This window comes from Serratia liquefaciens ATCC 27592 (assembly GCF_000422085.1).
Lineage (GTDB): Bacteria > Pseudomonadota > Gammaproteobacteria > Enterobacterales > Enterobacteriaceae > Serratia > Serratia liquefaciens.
Genome location: NC_021741.1, coordinates 4,901,428 through 4,920,196, shown reverse-complemented (window position 1 = coordinate 4,920,196; position 18,769 = coordinate 4,901,428). Strand labels below are relative to the sequence as shown.

Genomic DNA, 18,769 nt, shown 5'->3' with positions numbered 1-18,769 from the left:
AGTCAGCTATGGTTAGGTTTGAAAATAAAGACCCCCTGATGTTGGCACGCCAACTGCCGATTAAGTCCGTCGCCCTGATCCTGGCCGGTGGCCGCGGTTCGCGTTTGAAAGATTTAACCTCAACCCGGGCCAAGCCGGCCGTCCACTTTGGCGGTAAATTCCGCATTATCGATTTTGCCCTGTCGAACTGTCTGAATTCGGGCATCCGCCGCATCGGCGTGATCACCCAATACCAGTCCCATACTCTGGTGCAGCATATCCAGCGCGGTTGGTCGTTCCTCAACGAAGAGATGAACGAGTTTGTCGATCTGTTGCCGGCCCAGCAACGCCTCAGTACCGAGCACTGGTACAAGGGCACGGCGGATGCGGTGTACCAGAACCTGGATATCATTCGCCGTTACGACGCCGAATATGTGGTGATCCTGGCGGGCGATCACATCTACAAGATGGATTACTCGCGCATGCTGATCGATCACGTGGAGAAGGGCGCGCAATGCACCGTTGCCTGCTTGCCGGTACCCCGTGAGGAAGCCAGCGAGTTCGGCGTGATGGAAGTGGACGAAAACGATCTGATCCTCGAATTCCTGGAAAAACCCAGCAACCCGCCGCCGATGCCGGGCAACCCGGATATGTCGCTGGCCAGCATGGGGATCTACATCTTTAACGCTGACTACCTGTTCCAGTTGCTGGAAGAGGACATGTCGACGCCGGGCTCCACCCACGATTTCGGCAAGGATCTGATCCCGAAAATCACCGCCCAGAAAGCGGCTTGGGCGCACCCGTTCACGCTGTCCTGCGTGACCTCCAACCCCGATCTGCCGCCGTACTGGCGTGATGTGGGTACGCTCGAGGCCTACTGGCGCGCCAACCTCGATCTGGCTTCGGTGACACCAGAGCTGGATATGTATGACCGTGCCTGGCCGATCCGCACTCATATGGAACCGCTGCCGCCAGCCAAATTCGTACAGGATCGTTCCGGTAGCCACGGTATGACCATGAACTCGCTGGTGTCCGGCGGTTGCATCGTCTCCGGTTCGGTGGTGGTGCATTCGGTGCTATTCCCGCGGGTGCGGGTGAACTCGTTCTGCACCATCGACTCTACCGTATTGCTGCCGGACGTTAACGTCGGCCGTTCCTGCCGTCTGCGGCGCTGCATTATCGACCGTGCCTGCCATATTCCCGAGGGCATGGTGATTGGCGAAAACGCCGACGAGGACAGCAAACGCTTTTATCGCTCGGAAGGTGGCATTGTGCTGGTTACGCGCGAAATGTTGTCAAAGTTGTGAGTTAAGGTAGTCGGCAGAACGATAGCCTGCCGCCATATAAACGGACTGATGGCTTGCACAACGCGGGGTTAACAACAGCGGCAAGCCTGCTTTTCCAGAGTAATTTTGCCGATTCTCAGGAGTGATAATGCAGGTTTTACACGTATGTTCTGAAATGTTCCCCCTGTTGAAAACCGGCGGGCTCGCAGACGTGGTTGGCGCATTACCGGCGGCTCAGATCGCCGAGGGCGGCGATGTTCGGGTGTTATTGCCCGCTTTTCCTGACGTGCGTAATGGCATACCGGACTCGGTTCTGGTGGCAGAAATCGATTCTTTCGCCGGCCGGGTCGGCTTGCGTTACGGCACCTACCACGGCGTGGGCATTTACCTGATTGATGCCCCCTGGCTGTACGAGCGACCGGGTAGCCCGTATCACGACCAATCAATGAATGCCTATTCCGACAACCACCGGCGCTTTGCCCTGCTGGGCTGGATGGCCTGCGAGCTGGCCAAAGGGCTGGATCGTTATTGGCGCCCGCAGATAGTGCATGCCCATGACTGGCATGCGGGGCTGGCCTGTGCCTATCTGGCCGCCAATGGTCATCCGGCGCGATCCATCTTCACCGTGCATAACCTGGCCTATCAGGGGCTGTTCTCCGCCCATCACGTGGCAGAGCTGTGGTTACCGCCTTCGTTCTACAACGTCTATGGCCTGGAGTTTTACGGCCAGATGTCATTCCTGAAGGCGGGGTTGTACTACGCCGACCATATCACCGCCGTCAGCCCGACCTACGCGCGCGAAATCACCCGGCCGGAGTTTGGCTATGGCATGGAGGGGCTGCTGCAGGAACGCCAGCATCAGGGGCGCTTGAGCGGCATTCTTAACGGCGTAGATGACAAAATTTGGGACCCGTCCCACGATCCGCGGCTGACCGCCCGTTACGACGCTGACGATCTGAAGAACAAGGTCAAGAACAAGCTGCACCTGCAAAAAGCCATGGGCCTGAAGGTGGATGAGTCGCTGCCGGTGTTTGCGGTAGTGAGCCGCCTGACCAGTCAGAAAGGGCTGGATCTGGTGCTGGAAGCCCTGCCGGCACTGCTGGAGCAGGGCGGCCAACTGGCGCTGCTGGGGGCCGGCGATGCGGTGCTGCAACAGGCGTTTCTCGCCGCTGCCGCCGACTATCCGGAGCAGGTTGGCGTACAGATTGGTTATCACGAAGCTTTCTCGCACCGCATTATCGGCGGGGCCGATGTGATCATGGTGCCGAGCCGCTTTGAACCCTGCGGGCTGACTCAACTCTATGGCTTGAAATATGGCACGCTGCCACTGGTGCGCCGCACCGGGGGGTTGGCGGACACGGTGGTGGACTGTGCGTTGGAGAATCTGGCCGACGGCAGCGCCAGCGGATTTGTGTTTGATGATTGTGACGCCACCGCACTGGGCAACGCCATTCGGCGCGCCATGGTGCTGTGGAGCAGGCCGAAGCATTGGCGTCACGTCCAGCGCCACGCCATGAGCGTGGATTTTGGCTGGCAGGTCGCGGCAAAGGAATATTTGTCGCTTTATTCCCGTCATATTTGACGCTGCCTCTGTGTTGGCTGCACTCACTTACCCGAATCACTTACCAGTGTAAGCTCATCGGGATAAGTTTTTTTGCCGCCTTGATGCAGCGCCAATTATTTTGGGTATATCAACACCTATTGTAATGCCCTATGAATTTCACGTTGCAGCTAGGCGGCCAGCTTACTCATCCCCAGGCGCTTACTTTAGTAAGTAACTGGGTGAGCAAGTGCAGGTAACAACGCTGCGGCTTGAAAGGCGACGGGCAGCCACAAACTTGGGATCGAAAAGCTATGACTTCACCGATTAGTTACACCTCACCCACGGTCAGTGTTGAAGCGCTGAAACACTCCATCGCCTATAAGTTAATGTTTATCGTCGGCAAGGATCCGGCTATCGCCAACCAGCATGACTGGCTGAATGCCGTGCTGTTTGCGGTGCGTGACCGTATGGTGGAGCGCTGGTTACGTTCTAACCGTGCGCAACTTTCGCAGGATGTGCGCCAGGTTTATTACCTGTCGATGGAGTTTCTGATTGGCCGGACGCTGTCCAACGCCTTGTTGTCGATGGGGATTTATCAGGATATCGACGACGCGTTGAATGAGATGGGGCTGAGCCTGGGCGAGCTGCTGGAGGAGGAGAACGATCCAGGGCTGGGCAACGGCGGGCTGGGGCGATTGGCCGCCTGCTTCCTGGATTCGCTGGCGACGCTGGCGCTGCCGGGTCGGGGCTACGGCATTCGTTACGAATACGGCATGTTCAAACAGAATATCGTAAACGGCCAACAGATGGAGTCACCGGACTATTGGTTGGAATACGGCAATCCGTGGGAGTTCCCACGTCATAACACCCGCTATAAGGTGCGCTTTGGCGGACGGATCCAGCAGGAAGGCGCCAAGGCGCGCTGGGTGGAAACCGAAGAGGTAGTCGCCACTGCTTACGATCAGGTGATCCCCGGTTTTGATACCGACGCCACCAATACGCTGCGGCTGTGGAGCGCGCAGGCCAGTAATGAAATCAACCTGGGTAAATTCAATCAGGGCGATTACTTTGCGGCGGTTGAGGATAAAAACCATTCTGAAAACGTATCACGCGTGCTCTATCCCGATGACTCGACGTATTCAGGGCGTGAGCTTCGCCTGCGGCAGGAGTATTTCCTGGTGTCGGCCACGGTGCAGGATATCCTCAACCGCCATTGGACGATGCATAAAAGCTTCGACAACCTGGCAGACAAGATTGCCATTCACCTCAATGATACCCACCCGGTGTTGTCTATCCCTGAGCTGATGCACCGGCTAATCGACGAACATAAGTTCAGCTGGCTGGATGCCTGGGCGGTGGTCGAGCAGGTGTTTTCTTACACCAACCACACGTTGATGAGCGAAGCGCTGGAAACCTGGCCGCTGGACATGATTGGTCGGATCCTGCCGCGTCACCTGCAGCTGATTTTCGAGATTAACGATCACTTCCTCAAACAGGTGCAGGAAGTGGCGCCGGGCGACAATGAGCTGCTGGCGCGGGTGTCTATCATTGATGAAACCAATGGTCGCCGGGTGCGTATGGCCTGGCTGGCGGTCGTGGCGAGCCACAAGGTTAACGGCGTTTCAGCGCTGCACTCCGAACTGATGGTGCAATCGCTGTTTGCCGATTTCGCCCGTATTTTCCCTGATCGCTTCTGCAATAAAACCAACGGTGTCACCCCACGCCGCTGGCTGGGGCTGGCTAACCGACCGCTGTCTGACGTGCTGGACGACAGCATCGGTCAGACCTGGCGTACCGATCTCAGCCAACTGAGCGAGATCAAGGCCAATATCGACTACCCCAGCTTCCTGAAGGCGGTGCAAAGCGCCAAACGTCAGAACAAGGAGCGACTGGCGACCTACATCGCCAAAACGTTGAATGTGGTGGTCAACCCGGACGCGCTGTTCGACGTACAGATTAAGCGTATCCACGAATACAAACGGCAGCTGCTTAACGTACTGCACGTGATCACGCTGTATAACCGCCTGCTGCAGGATCCGGAAACCGAACGGGTGCCGCGCGTGGTGATCTTTGCCGGCAAGGCGGCTTCGGCTTATTACGCCGCCAAACAAATCATCCGCTTGATCAACGACGTCGCCAAGGTGATCAATAACGATTCGCGAGTGCATACGCAGCTGAAAGTGGTGTTCATTCCAAACTACAGCGTCAGCCTGGCGCAAATGATCATTCCGGCGGCGGACCTGTCCGAACAGATCTCGCTGGCAGGCACCGAGGCGTCCGGCACCAGTAACATGAAATTTGCGCTGAATGGCGCGCTGACTATCGGCACGCTGGATGGGGCTAACGTTGAAATGCTGGAACACGTGGGGGCGGAGAACATCTTCATCTTCGGCAACACCGCCGAGCAGGTGGAGGAGCTACGCCGCAACGGTTACAACCCGCATCTGTACTATGAGCAGGATCCGGAGCTGCATCAGGCGCTGACCCAGATTGCCACCGGCGTTTACAGCCCTGAAGAACCCAAGCGCTACAGCAACCTGTTTGATTCACTGGTAAATCTGGGCGATCACTATCAACTGCTGGCAGATTACCGCAGCTATGTGGATACGCAGGACAAGGTGGATGAGGTGTATCGCAATCAGGACGACTGGACGCGTCGGGCGGTGCTGAATATCGCCAATATGGGCTACTTCTCTTCCGACCGCACCATCCAGGAGTATGCGGACGAAATCTGGCACATCAAACCCATTAAGCTGTAATGTAAAAAAGGGCCGGATATCCGGCCCTTTTAACGTTTAGCGGTTTACGATGCCAGAGACAGCGTTTTCGCTTTCGCGTGTTCTGCCAGCCAGGCCTTGACTCGTGCCTGCTGCGTTTCGTCCAGCCACATGCCCAACTTGGTGCGGCGCCAGATAGCGTCATCCAGCTCGACCACCCATTCTTTTTCGATCAGGTAGCGCAGCTCGGCTTCATGCAGGCCGTGACCGAAATCTTCGCCCAGATCGTTGAGGCTGTTGGCACCGGCCAGGATCAGCTCACTGTGGCTGCCGTAGGTGCGTGCAAAGCGACGCGCCAGTGATTCAGGCAGCCAGCTGTGCTCGCGGCGCAGTTTTGCGGCGTAGCTATCGCGATCGCCACCGATGTCGCCGCCTGGCAGCGAACCGTTTTTGGTCCACGCCGGGCCGCAGCCAGGGTAGTAGTGCGACAGTTTTTCCATCGCATGCTCAGCCAGCTTGCGATAGGTGGTCAGTTTACCGCCGAACACTGACAGCAGCGGCGCTTTGCCCTTTTCGTCATGCACGTCCAGCGTGTAGTCGCGGGTGACCGCCTGTGGCGAGTCCGATTCGTCGTCGCACAGTGGGCGCACGCCGGAGTAAGTCCAGACGATATCGTCACGGCCCAGCTGTTTCTTGAAGTGGTCGTTATACACTTTCAGCAGGTAGTTGATTTCGTTATCGTCAATTTTCACGTCTTTCGGATCGCCGTGGTATTCCACGTCGGTGGTGCCGATGATGGAGAACTCGTCATTCCATGGGATCACGAAGACGATACGGTGGTCTTCGTTTTGCAGAATATAGGACTGCGGCTGATCGTGTACGCGCGGCACCACGATGTGGCTGCCTTTGATCAGGCGGATACCGTAAGGTGATTTCAGCTTCAGGCCGTCGTCGAAGAAGTTTTTCACCCATGGGCCAGTGGCGTTCACCAGGCCTTTGGCGCGCCAGGTAAAGGTTTTGCCGCTGTCGACGTCGACCGCTTCTACCATCCACAGGCCATTCTCACGCCATGCGCGGGTGACCTTGGTACGGGTACGCACTTCGCCACCGCGTTTTTCCACTTCCTGGGCGTTCAACACCACCAGGCGAGCATCGTCGACCCAGCAGTCGGAATATTCGAAACCGCGCTTCAATTCAGGTTTCAGCACCGATTCTGGTCCAAAGCGCAAACCCTTGCTGCCTGGCAGGCTGGTGCGTTTACCCAGGTGATCGTACAGGAACAGACCGATACGGATCATCCAGGCCGGACGCAGGTGCGGCTGGTGCGGCAGACGGAAACGCATTGGGAAGGCAATGTGCGGTGCCAATTTCAGCAGTACTTCACGCTCTGCCAGCGCTTCGCTGACCAAACGGAATTCGTAGTGTTCCAGGTAGCGCAGGCCACCGTGGATCAGTTTGGAACTGGCGGAAGACGTAGCACAGGCCAAGTCTTGCGCTTCCAGCAGCAGTACGGACAGGCCGCGCCCGGCAGCATCCGCCGCGATGCCGGCACCGTTGATGCCGCCACCGATAACGATCAAGTCTTTGGTTTCCACGTCAACTTCCTCCAGATGTTCGAAATAGCTCTTTCATGTTCGTTTTCGCTCATGATTGTAATCAAAAACCAACAAACAAGCCAAGACTTAACCAAACAAAAACATTTAGGCGTGATAGAGGTAACAGTTTGGTGATAGTAGGTATACAAAAAGAAGGGGTATTTCGATCAGGAATGACCGGGGCCAGCAGGCTGAACCCCGGAGAAAACGGCAGGAATAACGGAGGTAAAAGCGGTACCGCAGGGTTAAACGTGACGGAGAGGGCTTAGCACAGTTCGAGCTGTACGTCGTACTGCTCGATGATTTTCATCACGCTTGGCGGTGGCAGTTGGTCGGTAAACAGATAGTCGATCAGGTTCATGTTACCGAGGTTGACCATCGCGTTACGGCCGAATTTGGAGTGGTCGGTCACCAGCATCACGCAGCGTGAGTTTTCGATAATTGCGCGTTTGGTGCGCACTTCGTGATAGTCGAATTCGAGCAGCGAGCCGTCCATATCGATGCCGCTGATACCGAGAATGCCGTAATCGAGACGGAACTGAGAGATAAAGTCCAGCGTGGCCTCGCCCATGATGCCGCCATCGCGGGTGCGCACTTCGCCACCGGCCAGGATCAAACGGAAATCTTCTTTGGCGGTCAGCAGGGTGGCGACGTTCAGGTTATTGGTCACCACGCGCAGGTTCTTGTGGTTCATCAGTGCATGGGCGACCGCTTCCGGCGTGGTGCCGATGTCGATAAACAGCGTGGCACCGTCCGGGATTTGGCTGGCGACGCGTTGGGCAATACGCGCTTTCTGTTCCGACCACATCACTTTACGATCGTTATACGCGGCGTTCACCGAGCTGGAGGGCAGCGCGGCGCCACCGTGATGACGTTGGATTTTGTTCTGATCGGCCAGGTCATTCAAATCACGGCGAATCGTTTGCGGGCTGACGTCAAAATGTTCGACCAGTTCTTCCGTGCTGACATACCCCTGCAGGCGCACCAGCTCGATAATTGCGTCATGACGCTGTGTTTGCTTCACGATAATCCCCTAAAACGCCCGGCTTGTACCTGGCTGTTATTGTTCGTTGTGCGCGCGATGACGCGTGTCCCAAAATGCCATCAATAACCCTAACACTAAACCGGCTACGTGTGCCGCGTTAGCGATCGACATTCCTAAAATATCGAAATATCCGGCCACCAGCCACAGAACCGAAAACACCATCAGGCCGCGTGGCAGCATCAGACCGCGTTCCGGTGCACGTTCGCCGCTAAGCCAACAGTAACCCATCAGCGCATAGACTACGCCGGACAGGCCACCGAACAAGGCACCGCTGAACAGCGACTGCGCCCAACCGCTGAAAAAGGCCGAGACCACCGCCAGCACAAACAGCTTGCCGGCGCCGAGGCGTTTTTCCATCGGGCCGCCGAGATACCACCACCACATCAGGTTAAAGGTGATGTGCAGCAGCGAGAAATGCAGGAAAGCATGGCTGACCCAGCGCCACAGTTGCGTGTACTGCTCGCTGTTCTGCGGCCAGGACAGCCAGTACATTACTGCGTCGTCGCCCAATATCTGCATCAGGATATAGACCACAATGCACAGCGCCATCACGCTCAGCGTTAGCGGGCCGGCCTTGCTGCGCAAGGTGTGCAGATAAGAATAACCCTGGTAGTGCAGCTCGGCGTCGGTCTTGCCGGCCTGCCAACTGGCGGCCCGGTAGCGGCTGTTGAGTGGATCGATCAGAAACTGCTGCAGCTCATGTTGTACCTGTTCCAGATGGCTGTCGTCAGCCAGCCAGATCTCTGCCGCTTCGCCGCTGTTGTGCACCCGTAGCTCGATGCCCTGTGTCGCCATATAGTCAACAAAGGCCTGCGCCAGGCGGGGGTTGGATACGGCGATTACTCTAACCATGGCTTTTCCGTCTAAGTGAATGATTTTAGCCGCCGGTTTACCCCGATGGCGTTGACGGCCGATTATACCGTCGAAATCCTGAGCGCAGGCAGCAGATCTGCGAAAAACCCGCAAAAACACTCACTAAAAGCGCGAAAAAGGAACCCGCCGCAGACGGCGGGAGGAGGATTATGCGGAGGTTTCAACGTCCTGAGGATATTGGCGTGCCCATGCCTCGAAGCCGCCGTCAATGCTGTACACCGCGTCAAACCCCTGATGCAGCAGGTATTGCGCCGCGCTGCGGCTGCTGTTGCCGTGGTAGCACATCACCATCACCGGACGATCAAAGTCGTTTTGCTGCATAAAGGTCTGCAGGCTGGCGTTGGTCAGGTGGAAGGCGCCTGGTGTGTGCCCGGCTTCAAAACTCTGGGGATCGCGGATGTCGACCAGCGCGGCGCTGTCGTCTTTCCAACGGCTGTGCGCCTGCTCAACGTTGATCGCTTCAAACTGTTCCATAACTGCCAACTGCCTCGTAATAAGAATATGCCGCCATTGTAGTCAATTTCGCGGCAATTAAGACCAGATTAAAATTGTGGTTTATTACACCAGTTGTACTGCTGCTATATAGAACACTATCAGGAAAAGGGCGCCCTTTTCCTGACTCATTAAACTCCCGTTTCGACCGTCATCTTTTCGTAGCGATCGTTGAGGAGCTCTATCTCCGCCGTCACCTTGAACCCTAGCTTGCGATACAGTGCTTTCAGATGAGGTTTTTTCGTATCTGCCAGAAGGCCGACTTTATTGAGCCCTTGTCGCCCGGCCTCCTCAACAACACGGCTAATCAGAGATTTTGCTATCCCTCGTCCTCTGCACTCCGGCAGGACGGCCAGGGAATCTATATATATTTCATCGGGGTCTGATTCATTTTCCATTTCAGCTCGATGTTCTGTTATGGCTGTGAACCCTGACTCATCTTCTCCTTTGAAATACAGGATACAGCCAAGTATTTTTTCCTGGTCCCGAGCCACGAAGACGTTTTTATAGCCAAAATAGACATCATGGCGGCCGAAGTTCACTTCGTACTGAAACAGGGCTTCGTTGATATCGTCTTTGCCAGACAGGGCCAGTACCGCATCTTTATCCGCCAGTGCGATAAGCCTTACCACCTCTCCCGCATCAGTTTTTTTAGCGTTGCCAATAATGACATCTTCCATAATCGATGAGTCCTTTCTGTATTCGTCAGGCGCCGTACCCCATCATCTTCAGGAGTTGCTGCGCCTGCTGTACCGCTTCCTGGCGATGGGCTACGCCCAACTTCTGGTACAGGTTACGGATATGGGTTTTGATGGTGGTAGCCGCCACGTCCAGTTCGCCGGCAATTTGATCGTTGCTGTAGCCGGAATAAATCAGCCCCAGAACCTGCCATTCGCGCTGCGTCAGCGGGCTGGTGCGAATCAGTTCCGGTACCTGTGGATGAGTTAGCAGCTTATCGACGAAGTTCTCGTCAAAATGCGCGAACTTATGCCGGTGATGTTGATTGATGTCGCGCAGAATACGTTGGGCGCGATGATTTTCCAACTCCGGCAGCGTATTAAGCTGAATCAATTGGCGCAGTTGCTGCGCCATCGCTTCGCCTTCAATGACGAAATGGCTGATAAATCCGGTACGGCTGGCCAGTGAAAGCGCCTCCATCAGGACCTTCTGCGCGTCGCTTTTACGCTCCATCTGCCAGTAAAGCTGGTTGCTGAGCAACAGGTTACGGTTCAGATCGCTGACCAGGCGCAGGCGGCGGGCATTGTCGTTGAGCTCGTCGAGCACCACTTCGGCCTCTTCATACTGGCCCAGCATGATTTGTACCCGGGCAATGTTGCGCCACTGGCCTTGCATAAAGTGGTTGTCCGCCATGCCGGGTTTTTCGGTCTGGCGCAGCCATTGGGCCGCGGCTGCGGTGTCGCCGGTCATCTGCCAGTGGATCACCCGCGGTTTGTCGGCATTGGTCAGCCAGTCGCGGTGGTATTGAGAGCCGTGCAGCAGGACTTCACAACGTTGCATGTGCGCATTGGCGTTATCCAGATCGCCACGCGCCAGCGAGCACTTGGCCAACATGGCCATGCACTGCAGCTGCTGTTGAGGCTGATAGTTGGCCAGGATTTTCAGGCCTTCGCGGGCGGCGTCTTCCGCTTCGTCCAGCCGCGACCAGGACCACAGGATTTGTGAACGGATACGCAGCAGGAACTCGTGCATCGGCAGCTGTTCCAGATGCTGTTCGCGCACCAGCTCAAAAGCTTTGTCCTGCGTTTCGTAGGCGGCCTGCAGGAACCCCTGTGCAATCAGAATTTCGCTCTGCTGCAGCAGCGCCCAAAGCGCGTAGTGGTAAGCCTGATGGCGCCGGGCCATCTGCTCGGTCTGCTGCATCATCGGCAGTGCGCGAGCCAGTTCGCCCTTGCAGTGATGGACTTCGCCGGTGACCGAGGTGGCGACGATGCGGCTGTAATAGCTGGAAAGCGGCAGGAATTTCAGCGCTTCGGTGGCCAGGCGTTCGGCCTCTTCCGGCTTGCCGGCGTTGATTGCCACCTGCGCGCGCAGAGCATCAAATTCGGCGTGCAGGGTGCGATCGACGTCAATTTTATGCTCGCGCATTGCCTGTTCGGCGCGCTCCAGCAGCGTATTCACTTCGATATAGCGGTGCTGGCTCTGCGCCAGCCAGGCCTGCAGCAGTGCAAGCTTGGGGTTTTGGATCAGCTTTTCGTAAGGAAGCGCGTTCAGACACTCTTCCAGCAGGGCCAGTTCACTGTGGTGGAACAGCGACCAGGCATGCTGCAACAGGATATCGCGCAGCATGCTGACATCGCTGGCCGCCAGCGCGTGGTGGATTGCCTCCGCCGGATACCCCAGCGCCAGCCAACCTTCGGCGGCGGCCCGGTGCAGGCCCGGCAGTTCCAGCGCCAATTCCCATTGGCAACGCTGACGCAGGAAGGTGGCGAATAACGGGTGGAAACAGAACCACTCGCCGCTGTCGTCCATGCGGTGGATAAATAAGCCCTGACGCTCCAGCTCTTCCAGCCGTTGCTGGCCGTTGTCTTCGCCGGTCAGGCGGACGATCAGCGCATCGTTCATGGAACGCAGCACCGAACAACGCAGCAGGAAGGCGCGCGCCTCGGCATCGACGTGATCCAGCACTTCGTCCACCAGATAATCCGACAGGTGGCTGGCATTAAGCCCCGCCAGGCGTTTGGCCGACTGCTGGGCGGAAGACGTGGATTGACGGGCGGATAACGCAATGAGCTGCAGCGCGGTAGCCCAACCTTCGACCTCATCGCACAGCCGGCTGCTGTCATGCTGTTCCATGGGGGCCGTCAGGCGGCAGTCAAAGAACTGTTTGGCTTCGTGATGGGTAAACGCCAGCTGTTGCGTGCCCATTTCCAAAAGTTGGTCACGCACGCGCAGATTGGCAATGCCCAACGGCGGCAAGGTGCGGGACAGCAGGATCAGCGTCAGATTTTCCGGCTGGTGGCGCAGGAAAAAGCGCATGGCTTCATGAATCACGTCATTGGTGATCAGGTGGTAGTCGTCAATCACCAGATACAGTGGCTGATGCCAGTCGGAAAGCTCGATAAACACCTGGGCGAACAGTGCCGACAGGCTGGCGTACTGATGCTTTTGACTCAGTGCTTCGCTTTTGACGCAGTGGCCGCCGCTGGCGTGTTGCAAGGCGGCGATCAGGTAGCTGGCGAAGCGCTCGGGTTGGTTGTCGCTTTCATCCAGCGAGTACCAGCCCAGATCTGATTTACCGGCCGCCCACTGTGCGACCAGCGTCGTTTTCCCGTATCCCGCAGGGCAATTGACCAATGTCAGGCGATAGTTGGCCGTGCTGGCTAATTTGGCCAGCAGGCGATCGCGGATCACGGTATTTTGCAGCCGTACCGGACGGCTCAGTTTCGATGGGATCAGCATAGTATTCCAGAGTGAAAATCGCGGTTTCCGTAGCCGTTGGCCTGCCCGTTGGCGTTCATTGCAGCGCGACGCCTGCCGGGATCGGAGTAGGGTTAATTATTTTATGGCTCGTAATTAATCCCCCTCCTAACTTCTGACAACGTTAAACGTATTGCAACAAGGTTCCGCATTGGCTTGGAGTTATATTGCTATTGATCACACTTTTTTACGTTTACAGCTAAAGCCCTGTGGAACCGTGGTGTTTTAGCGCGCTTGAGTGACGCAGGTACAAGAAAGCATTTATGGGCGCGCAGGCGACTGTAGCCTCTGCGATAACTGTGCTAACGTCATTGAACAAGTTTTCGCCTGGTTCTCAGTGCTCGCCGCGTCCGTCGGTGGGCTTTTTTGCATGATGCAAGGGAGTCAAAAAGTGCCTGAGATCACAATTTTAGCTACGCCCCAATCCTCCTCCCCAGCTAATCCCCAGGCGGGATGATGCCTTCACTCTTTCTCCCCGGCACGATAACGCTAATTTGACCCACTTACTGGATAGAGAGTTTTTTATGTCCCAGCCTACGCTTAAAAAGGATGCTTTCCTGGCGGCACTGACCCGTCAGTGGCAAAAGTTTGGCCTCAGTTCTGCACAACAAATGACTCAGCACCAATGGTGGGAGGCAGTAAGCGCGGCGTTGGCCGAGCAGTTGGCTGCGCAGCCTGCACCACGCAAAAGCAGTAAGCCGCTGCGCCACGTGAACTACATTTCGATGGAGTTTCTGATTGGTCGCCTGACGGCCAACAACCTGATTAACCTGGGCTGGTATGACACCGTCGAGCAGGCATTGGCGGAGCAGGACATCAAGCTGGCGGATCTGCTGGAGCAGGAAACCGATCCGGCGTTGGGCAATGGCGGGCTGGGGCGTTTGGCGGCCTGTTTCCTGGATTCGATGGCGACGGTGGAACAACCGGCCACCGGCTACGGGTTGAATTACCAATACGGGCTGTTCCGCCAGTCGTTTAGCGACGGCCAGCAGCAGGAAGCGCCGGATAACTGGCAGCGCGAAAGCTACCCGTGGTTCCGCCACAACGCCGCGCTGTCGGTGGATGTGGGCATCGGCGGGAAACTGGAGAAATTGGCCGATGGCCGTGAACTGTGGCGTCCGGCATTTACCCTGCGCGGCGAGGCCTGGGATCTGCCGGTATTGGGCTTCCGCAATGGCGTGACTCAACCGCTGCGCCTGTGGCAGGCGACGCATCAGCATCCGTTTAATCTGAGTGATTTCAACGACGGTAAATTCCTGCAGGCGGAGAAGCAGGGCGTTGAAGCGGCCAAGCTGACCAAGGTGCTGTATCCGAATGACAACCACCAGGCAGGCAAGCGCCTGCGCCTGATGCAACAATACTTCCAGTGCGCCTGTTCGGTGGCGGATATCCTGCGTAAGCACCATCTGGCAGGCCGCAAAATTGAAGATCTGCCGAAGTACGAAGTGATCCAGCTTAATGACACTCACCCGACCATCGCCATTCCGGAAATGCTGCGCATTCTGTTGGATGAGCATCAGTTGGAGTGGGATGCCGCCTGGGCCATCACCAGCAAGACCTTCGCCTACACCAACCATACCCTGATGCCGGAGGCGTTGGAGTGCTGGGATGAGAAACTGGTACGCAGCCTGCTGCCGCGCCACTTCTCCATCATCAAACAGATCAACGCCAACTTCAAAAAGCTGGTGGACAAGCACTGGCCGGGTGACGACGCGGTGTGGGCCAAGTTGGCAGTACACCATAACAAGCAGGTCCGTATGGCTAACCTGTGCGTGGTCAGCGGCTTTGCGGTCAACGGTGTGGCGCAATTGCACTCCGATCTGGTGGTGAAAGATCTGTTCCCGGAATATCACCAACTGTGGCCGAACAAATTCCACAACGTCACCAACGGCATCACGCCGCGTCGCTGGCTGAAGCAATGTAACCCGGCGTTGTCTGGGCTGATTGACGAAACGCTGAAGGTAGAGTGGGCTAACGATCTTGACGCGCTGAAGGGGTTGGAGAAGTACGCCGATGACGCGGCGTTCCGTCAGCGTTATCAGCAAATCAAGCGCGATAATAAAGTCGTATTGGCCAATTACGTTCACGACGTCATGGGGTTGAAACTGAACCCGGACGCGATTTTCGACGTGCAGATCAAGCGCCTGCACGAATACAAACGCCAGCACCTTAACCTGCTGCATATCCTGTCGCTGTATCGTCAACTGCGCGATAACCCGCAGCTGGATATCGTGCCGCGCGTATTCCTGTTCGGCGCCAAAGCGGCTCCGGGCTATTACTTGGCGAAAAACATCATTTATGCGATCAACCAGGCGGCGTCGAAGATCAACAACGATCCGCTGGTGAAGGATCGCCTGAAAGTGGCGTTTATTCCTGACTACCGCGTTTCCGTCGCTGAGCTGATGATCCCGGCCGCGGATATCTCCGAGCAGATCTCCACCGCCGGCAAAGAAGCTTCAGGGACCGGCAATATGAAGCTGGCGTTAAACGGCGCGCTGACCGTCGGCACGCTGGATGGCGCTAACGTGGAAATCGCCGAGCAGGTGGGCGAAGACAACATCTTTATCTTCGGCAATACCGTGGATCAGGTGAAGGCGCTGCTGGCGAAAGGCTACGATCCGCTCAGCTACCGCAAGAAAGACAAACATCTGAAAGCGATTCTGGACGAATTGGCGAGCGGCGCATTCAGCAACGGTGACAAGCATGCTTTCGACATGATGCTGCACAGCCTGCTGGAAGGCGGCGACCCTTATTTGGTGCTGGCGGACTTTGCTTCTTACTGTAAAGCTCAACAGCAGGTAGACGAACTCTATCGTGACCGTGATGAATGGACGCGTCGTACTATTCTTAACACCGCACGCGTTGGGATGTTCAGCTCGGATCGCTCGATCCGCGACTACCAGCAGCGTATCTGGCAAGCCAAGCGTTAAGGAGAGCGAATGGATCGCAAGGTCATCGATCAGGCGGCAGCTCAGGCGGGTATCGCTGCCGATTATATTAACGCCCATGGTCAACAGCAGGCGATCGCTGAAGACACCAAGCGCAGGCTGCTGGACGCCATGGGCCGAAGCGCGTCACCGCAGGAGCCTGCGGTGACGCCGCTGCCGGCGGTGAAGGTGTTTTATCAGGGCGCGCCGGTGGCATTGCCGCTGGCGGGCAGCGGTGAGTATCAGTGGACGCTGCTGCGCGAAGACGGCGGCCGGCAGCAAGGCCGTGCCAGCGCACGCAAAACGTTCACCCTGCCGGCTGAATTGCCAACGGGCTATCATCAACTGACGCTGACACAGGGTGAACAGCAGTGGCAGTGCCGGTTGATTGTGGCGCCGAAACGCTGCTTCGAACCGGATGCCTTGTTGACCGGCAAGAAGCTGTGGGGCGCTTGCGTCCAGCTTTACACTCTTCGCTCCGATCGCAACTGGGGCATCGGTGACTTTGGCGACTTGCGCCAGATGGTGGAGCAGGTCGGTGAACGGGGCGGCGCTTTTGTCGGGCTGAATCCGATTCACTCGCTGTACCCGGCTAACCCGGAAAGCGCCAGTCCGTATAGCCCGTCGTCGCGACGCTGGTTGAACGTCATCTATATTGACGTGAACGCGGTGGAGGATTTCCAGCGCAACGAAGCCGCCCAGCAATGGTGGCTGAAACCGGCAACGCAAAAAAAGTTGGCCGAGGCCCGTGCCAGCGATCGGGTGGATTACGGCAAGGTGACGCAGCTTAAGCTGGCGGCGTTGCAACTGGCATTCCCGCTGTTCCAGGCGCGTAAAGCCGCTGACTCTCAGCGTCAGGCATTCGAGCAGTTTGTTATCGACGGCGGCGAAAGTTTGTATCAGCAGGCGGCATTCGACGCGCTGCATGCTCATCTTGCGGCTGCGGATGACAGCCTGTGGGGCTGGCCGGCCTGGCCGGAAGAATATCAGCAGGGTGATAGCGCTGCGGTAAAGCAATTTTGTCAGCAGCAGCAAGAACAGGTGCAATTTTACCTGTGGCTGCAGTGGTTGGCTGCCAGTCAGTTCGCCGATTGTTTCCGCCAAAGTCAGCAACAGCAGATGCCGATTGGCCTGTATCGCGATCTGGCGGTCGGCGTGGCGGAAGGCGGCGCGGAAACCTGGTGCGAACGCGAGCTGTATTGCCTGAAGGCCTCGGTTGGCGCACCGCCGGACATTCTCGGGCCGCTGGGGCAAAACTGGGGGCTGCCGCCGATGGATCCGCATGTGATGGCGGCGCGCGGCTATCAGCCGTTTATCGATCTGCTGCGCGCCAATATGACCAGCTGTGGTGCGCTGCGTATTGATCATGTGATGGCGTTACTGCGTTTATGGTGGATCCCTTACGGTGAAACCGCCGTTCACGGCGCCTACGTGAAATACCCGGTCGATGATCTGCTGGCGGTGCTGGCGCTGGAAAGTCAACGTCACCGCTGCATGGTGATTGGCGAGGACCTCGGTACCGTTCCGGTGGAAATCGTCGGCAAGCTGCGCGACAGCGGCGTTTATTCCTACAAGGTGCTGTACTTCGAACGCGACGGCGAGAACCACTTCCGCGCCCCGCAGGCCTATCCGGTTCAGGCGATGGCGACCATCACCACGCACGACCTGCCGACGCTGCGCGGCTATTGGCAAAGTGGCGATCTGAAGCTCGGCAACAAGCTGGGGTTGTATCCGGATGCGGAGATCCTGAAAGAGCTGTTCGCCGATCGCGAACGTGCCAAACAGGGGCTACTGGATGGCTTGCATCACTATGGCTGTGTGCCGCAGAAAGTGGGCAAAAAGGCGGCGTTGTTGAATATGAGCCCGCTGCTTAATCGTGGTTTGCAGCGCTATGTCGCCGACAGCGCCAGCGCCTTGCTGGGTCTGCAGCCGGAAGACTGGTTGGATATGGCGGATCCGGTCAATATTCCCGGCACCAGCGATCAGTACCCAAACTGGCGGCGAAAACTGACCAAAACGCTGGAAGAGATGTTTGCCGATCAGCAGGTCAATCGCCTGCTGAAGGATTTGGACAAGCGGCGTCGCAAGGTCTCGGTGGGGTAACAGAGAGCCATTGTGTATTAAAGACGGGGCATGAGAACTTTAGCTCTCATGAAAATGGTAGATACCCAAATTAATTGGAGTTGCAGCTAGGCGGCAAGTGCGAGCATCCCCAGGAGCTTACTCAGGTAAGTGACTGGGGTAAGTGCACGCAGCCAACAACGCTGCAACGTCAAGTAAGAAGGGTATCAGTAGTAAGAGTGCTCGCCGCGCTGGTGCTCGGTCAAATCGCGCACGCCTTTCAGTTCAGGGAACTTCTGCAGCAGCTCTTTCTCGATGCCTTCCTTCAGGGTCACATCGACCATTGAACAACCGTTACAACCGCCGCCAAACTGCAGGATAGCCAGGCTATCGTCGGTGATTTCCATCAGGGTCACACGGCCGCCGTGGCCAGCCAGCTGTGGGTTGATCTGCGACTGCAGCACGTATTCAACACGCTCCATCAGCGGCGCGTTGTCGTCTACCTTGCGCATTTTGGCGTTTGGCGCTTTCAGCGTCAGCTGCGAGCCCAGTTGGTCGGTGACGAAGTCGATTTCGGCATCTTCCAGATACGGTTTGCTCAGCTCGTCGATATAGGCGGACAGCTTTTCGAACTTCAGCTCGGTATCTGTCGCTTCAACGGCGTCCGGCGGGCAATAAGAGACACCGCATTCGGCCGTAGGCGTACCCGGGTTGATCACGAATACGCGGATTTGGGTGCCTTCCTCTTGGTTTGCCAGCAGTTTGGCAAAGTGTTCCTGTGCAGTATCTGTTATACGAATCATGGCATTAGCT

Annotated in this window: 12 protein-coding genes; 5 read left to right on the top strand and 7 right to left on the bottom strand. The window is 56.9% G+C overall.

Annotation, left to right across the window (positions count from 1 at the left end):
- Positions 1-8: 8 nt before the first annotated feature.
- The 3 genes from glgC to glgP all read left to right on the top strand — a co-directional run bounded on the left by glgC (position 9) and on the right by glgP (position 5,567).
- The gene (glgC, locus tag M495_RS22965; RefSeq protein ID WP_020837383.1) at positions 9-1,286 is read left to right on the top strand and encodes a glucose-1-phosphate adenylyltransferase; all 1,278 of its coding nucleotides are present in this window, start codon (positions 9-11) and stop codon (positions 1,284-1,286) included.
- Positions 1,287-1,413: 127 nt separating this feature from the next.
- Positions 1,414-2,847 carry a glycogen synthase GlgA gene (glgA, locus tag M495_RS22960; protein WP_020837382.1) on the top strand — a complete coding sequence of 478 codons (1,434 nt, stop codon included), beginning with the start codon at positions 1,414-1,416 and terminating at the stop codon, positions 2,845-2,847.
- Between the two features lie 272 nt (positions 2,848-3,119).
- Positions 3,120-5,567, top strand: coding sequence for a glycogen phosphorylase (gene glgP, locus M495_RS22955; protein ID WP_020837381.1), 2,448 nt, complete (start codon positions 3,120-3,122; stop codon positions 5,565-5,567).
- A 44-nt stretch (positions 5,568-5,611) separates the two neighbouring features.
- Here glgP and glpD read toward each other — a convergent pair whose 3' ends face one another.
- The 6 genes from glpD to malT form a co-directional block, all read right to left on the bottom strand.
- Positions 5,612-7,120 (bottom strand): glycerol-3-phosphate dehydrogenase, encoded by a 1,509-nt coding sequence (gene glpD / locus M495_RS22950; protein WP_020837380.1) that lies wholly within the window; start codon positions 7,118-7,120, stop codon positions 5,612-5,614.
- Between the two features lie 265 nt (positions 7,121-7,385).
- The gene (locus M495_RS22945) at positions 7,386-8,144 is read right to left on the bottom strand and encodes a DeoR/GlpR family transcriptional regulator (protein WP_020837378.1); all 759 of its coding nucleotides are present in this window, start codon (positions 8,142-8,144) and stop codon (positions 7,386-7,388) included.
- A 36-nt stretch (positions 8,145-8,180) separates the two neighbouring features.
- Entirely contained in the window at positions 8,181-9,017 is an 837-nt protein-coding gene (gene glpG / locus M495_RS22940) for a rhomboid family intramembrane serine protease GlpG (protein ID WP_020837376.1), read from the bottom strand.
- A gap of 168 nt (positions 9,018-9,185) precedes the next feature.
- Positions 9,186-9,512, bottom strand: coding sequence for a thiosulfate sulfurtransferase GlpE (glpE, locus tag M495_RS22935; RefSeq protein WP_020837374.1), 327 nt, complete (start codon positions 9,510-9,512; stop codon positions 9,186-9,188).
- A 149-nt stretch (positions 9,513-9,661) separates the two neighbouring features.
- Positions 9,662-10,210, bottom strand: a complete 549-nt coding sequence (locus M495_RS22930; protein WP_020837372.1) for a GNAT family N-acetyltransferase — start codon at positions 10,208-10,210, stop codon at positions 9,662-9,664.
- 25 nt (positions 10,211-10,235) lie between these two features.
- Positions 10,236-12,950, bottom strand: coding sequence for an HTH-type transcriptional regulator MalT (malT, locus tag M495_RS22925; protein ID WP_020837370.1), 2,715 nt, complete (start codon positions 12,948-12,950; stop codon positions 10,236-10,238).
- Positions 12,951-13,492: 542 nt separating this feature from the next.
- On the opposite strand from malT, the gene malP reads away from it, so the two are divergent.
- Both malP and malQ read left to right on the top strand, forming a co-directional pair.
- Positions 13,493-15,898, top strand: a complete 2,406-nt coding sequence (gene malP, locus M495_RS22920; RefSeq protein WP_020837369.1) for a maltodextrin phosphorylase — start codon at positions 13,493-13,495, stop codon at positions 15,896-15,898.
- 9 nt (positions 15,899-15,907) lie between these two features.
- Positions 15,908-17,998 (top strand): 4-alpha-glucanotransferase, encoded by a 2,091-nt coding sequence (malQ, locus tag M495_RS22915; protein WP_020837368.1) that lies wholly within the window; start codon positions 15,908-15,910, stop codon positions 17,996-17,998.
- Between the two features lie 185 nt (positions 17,999-18,183).
- On the opposite strand, the gene nfuA is transcribed toward malQ, so the two are convergent.
- Positions 18,184-18,759 (bottom strand): Fe-S biogenesis protein NfuA, encoded by a 576-nt coding sequence (gene nfuA, locus M495_RS22910; RefSeq protein WP_006328556.1) that lies wholly within the window; start codon positions 18,757-18,759, stop codon positions 18,184-18,186.
- Positions 18,760-18,769: the final 10 nt, after the last annotated feature.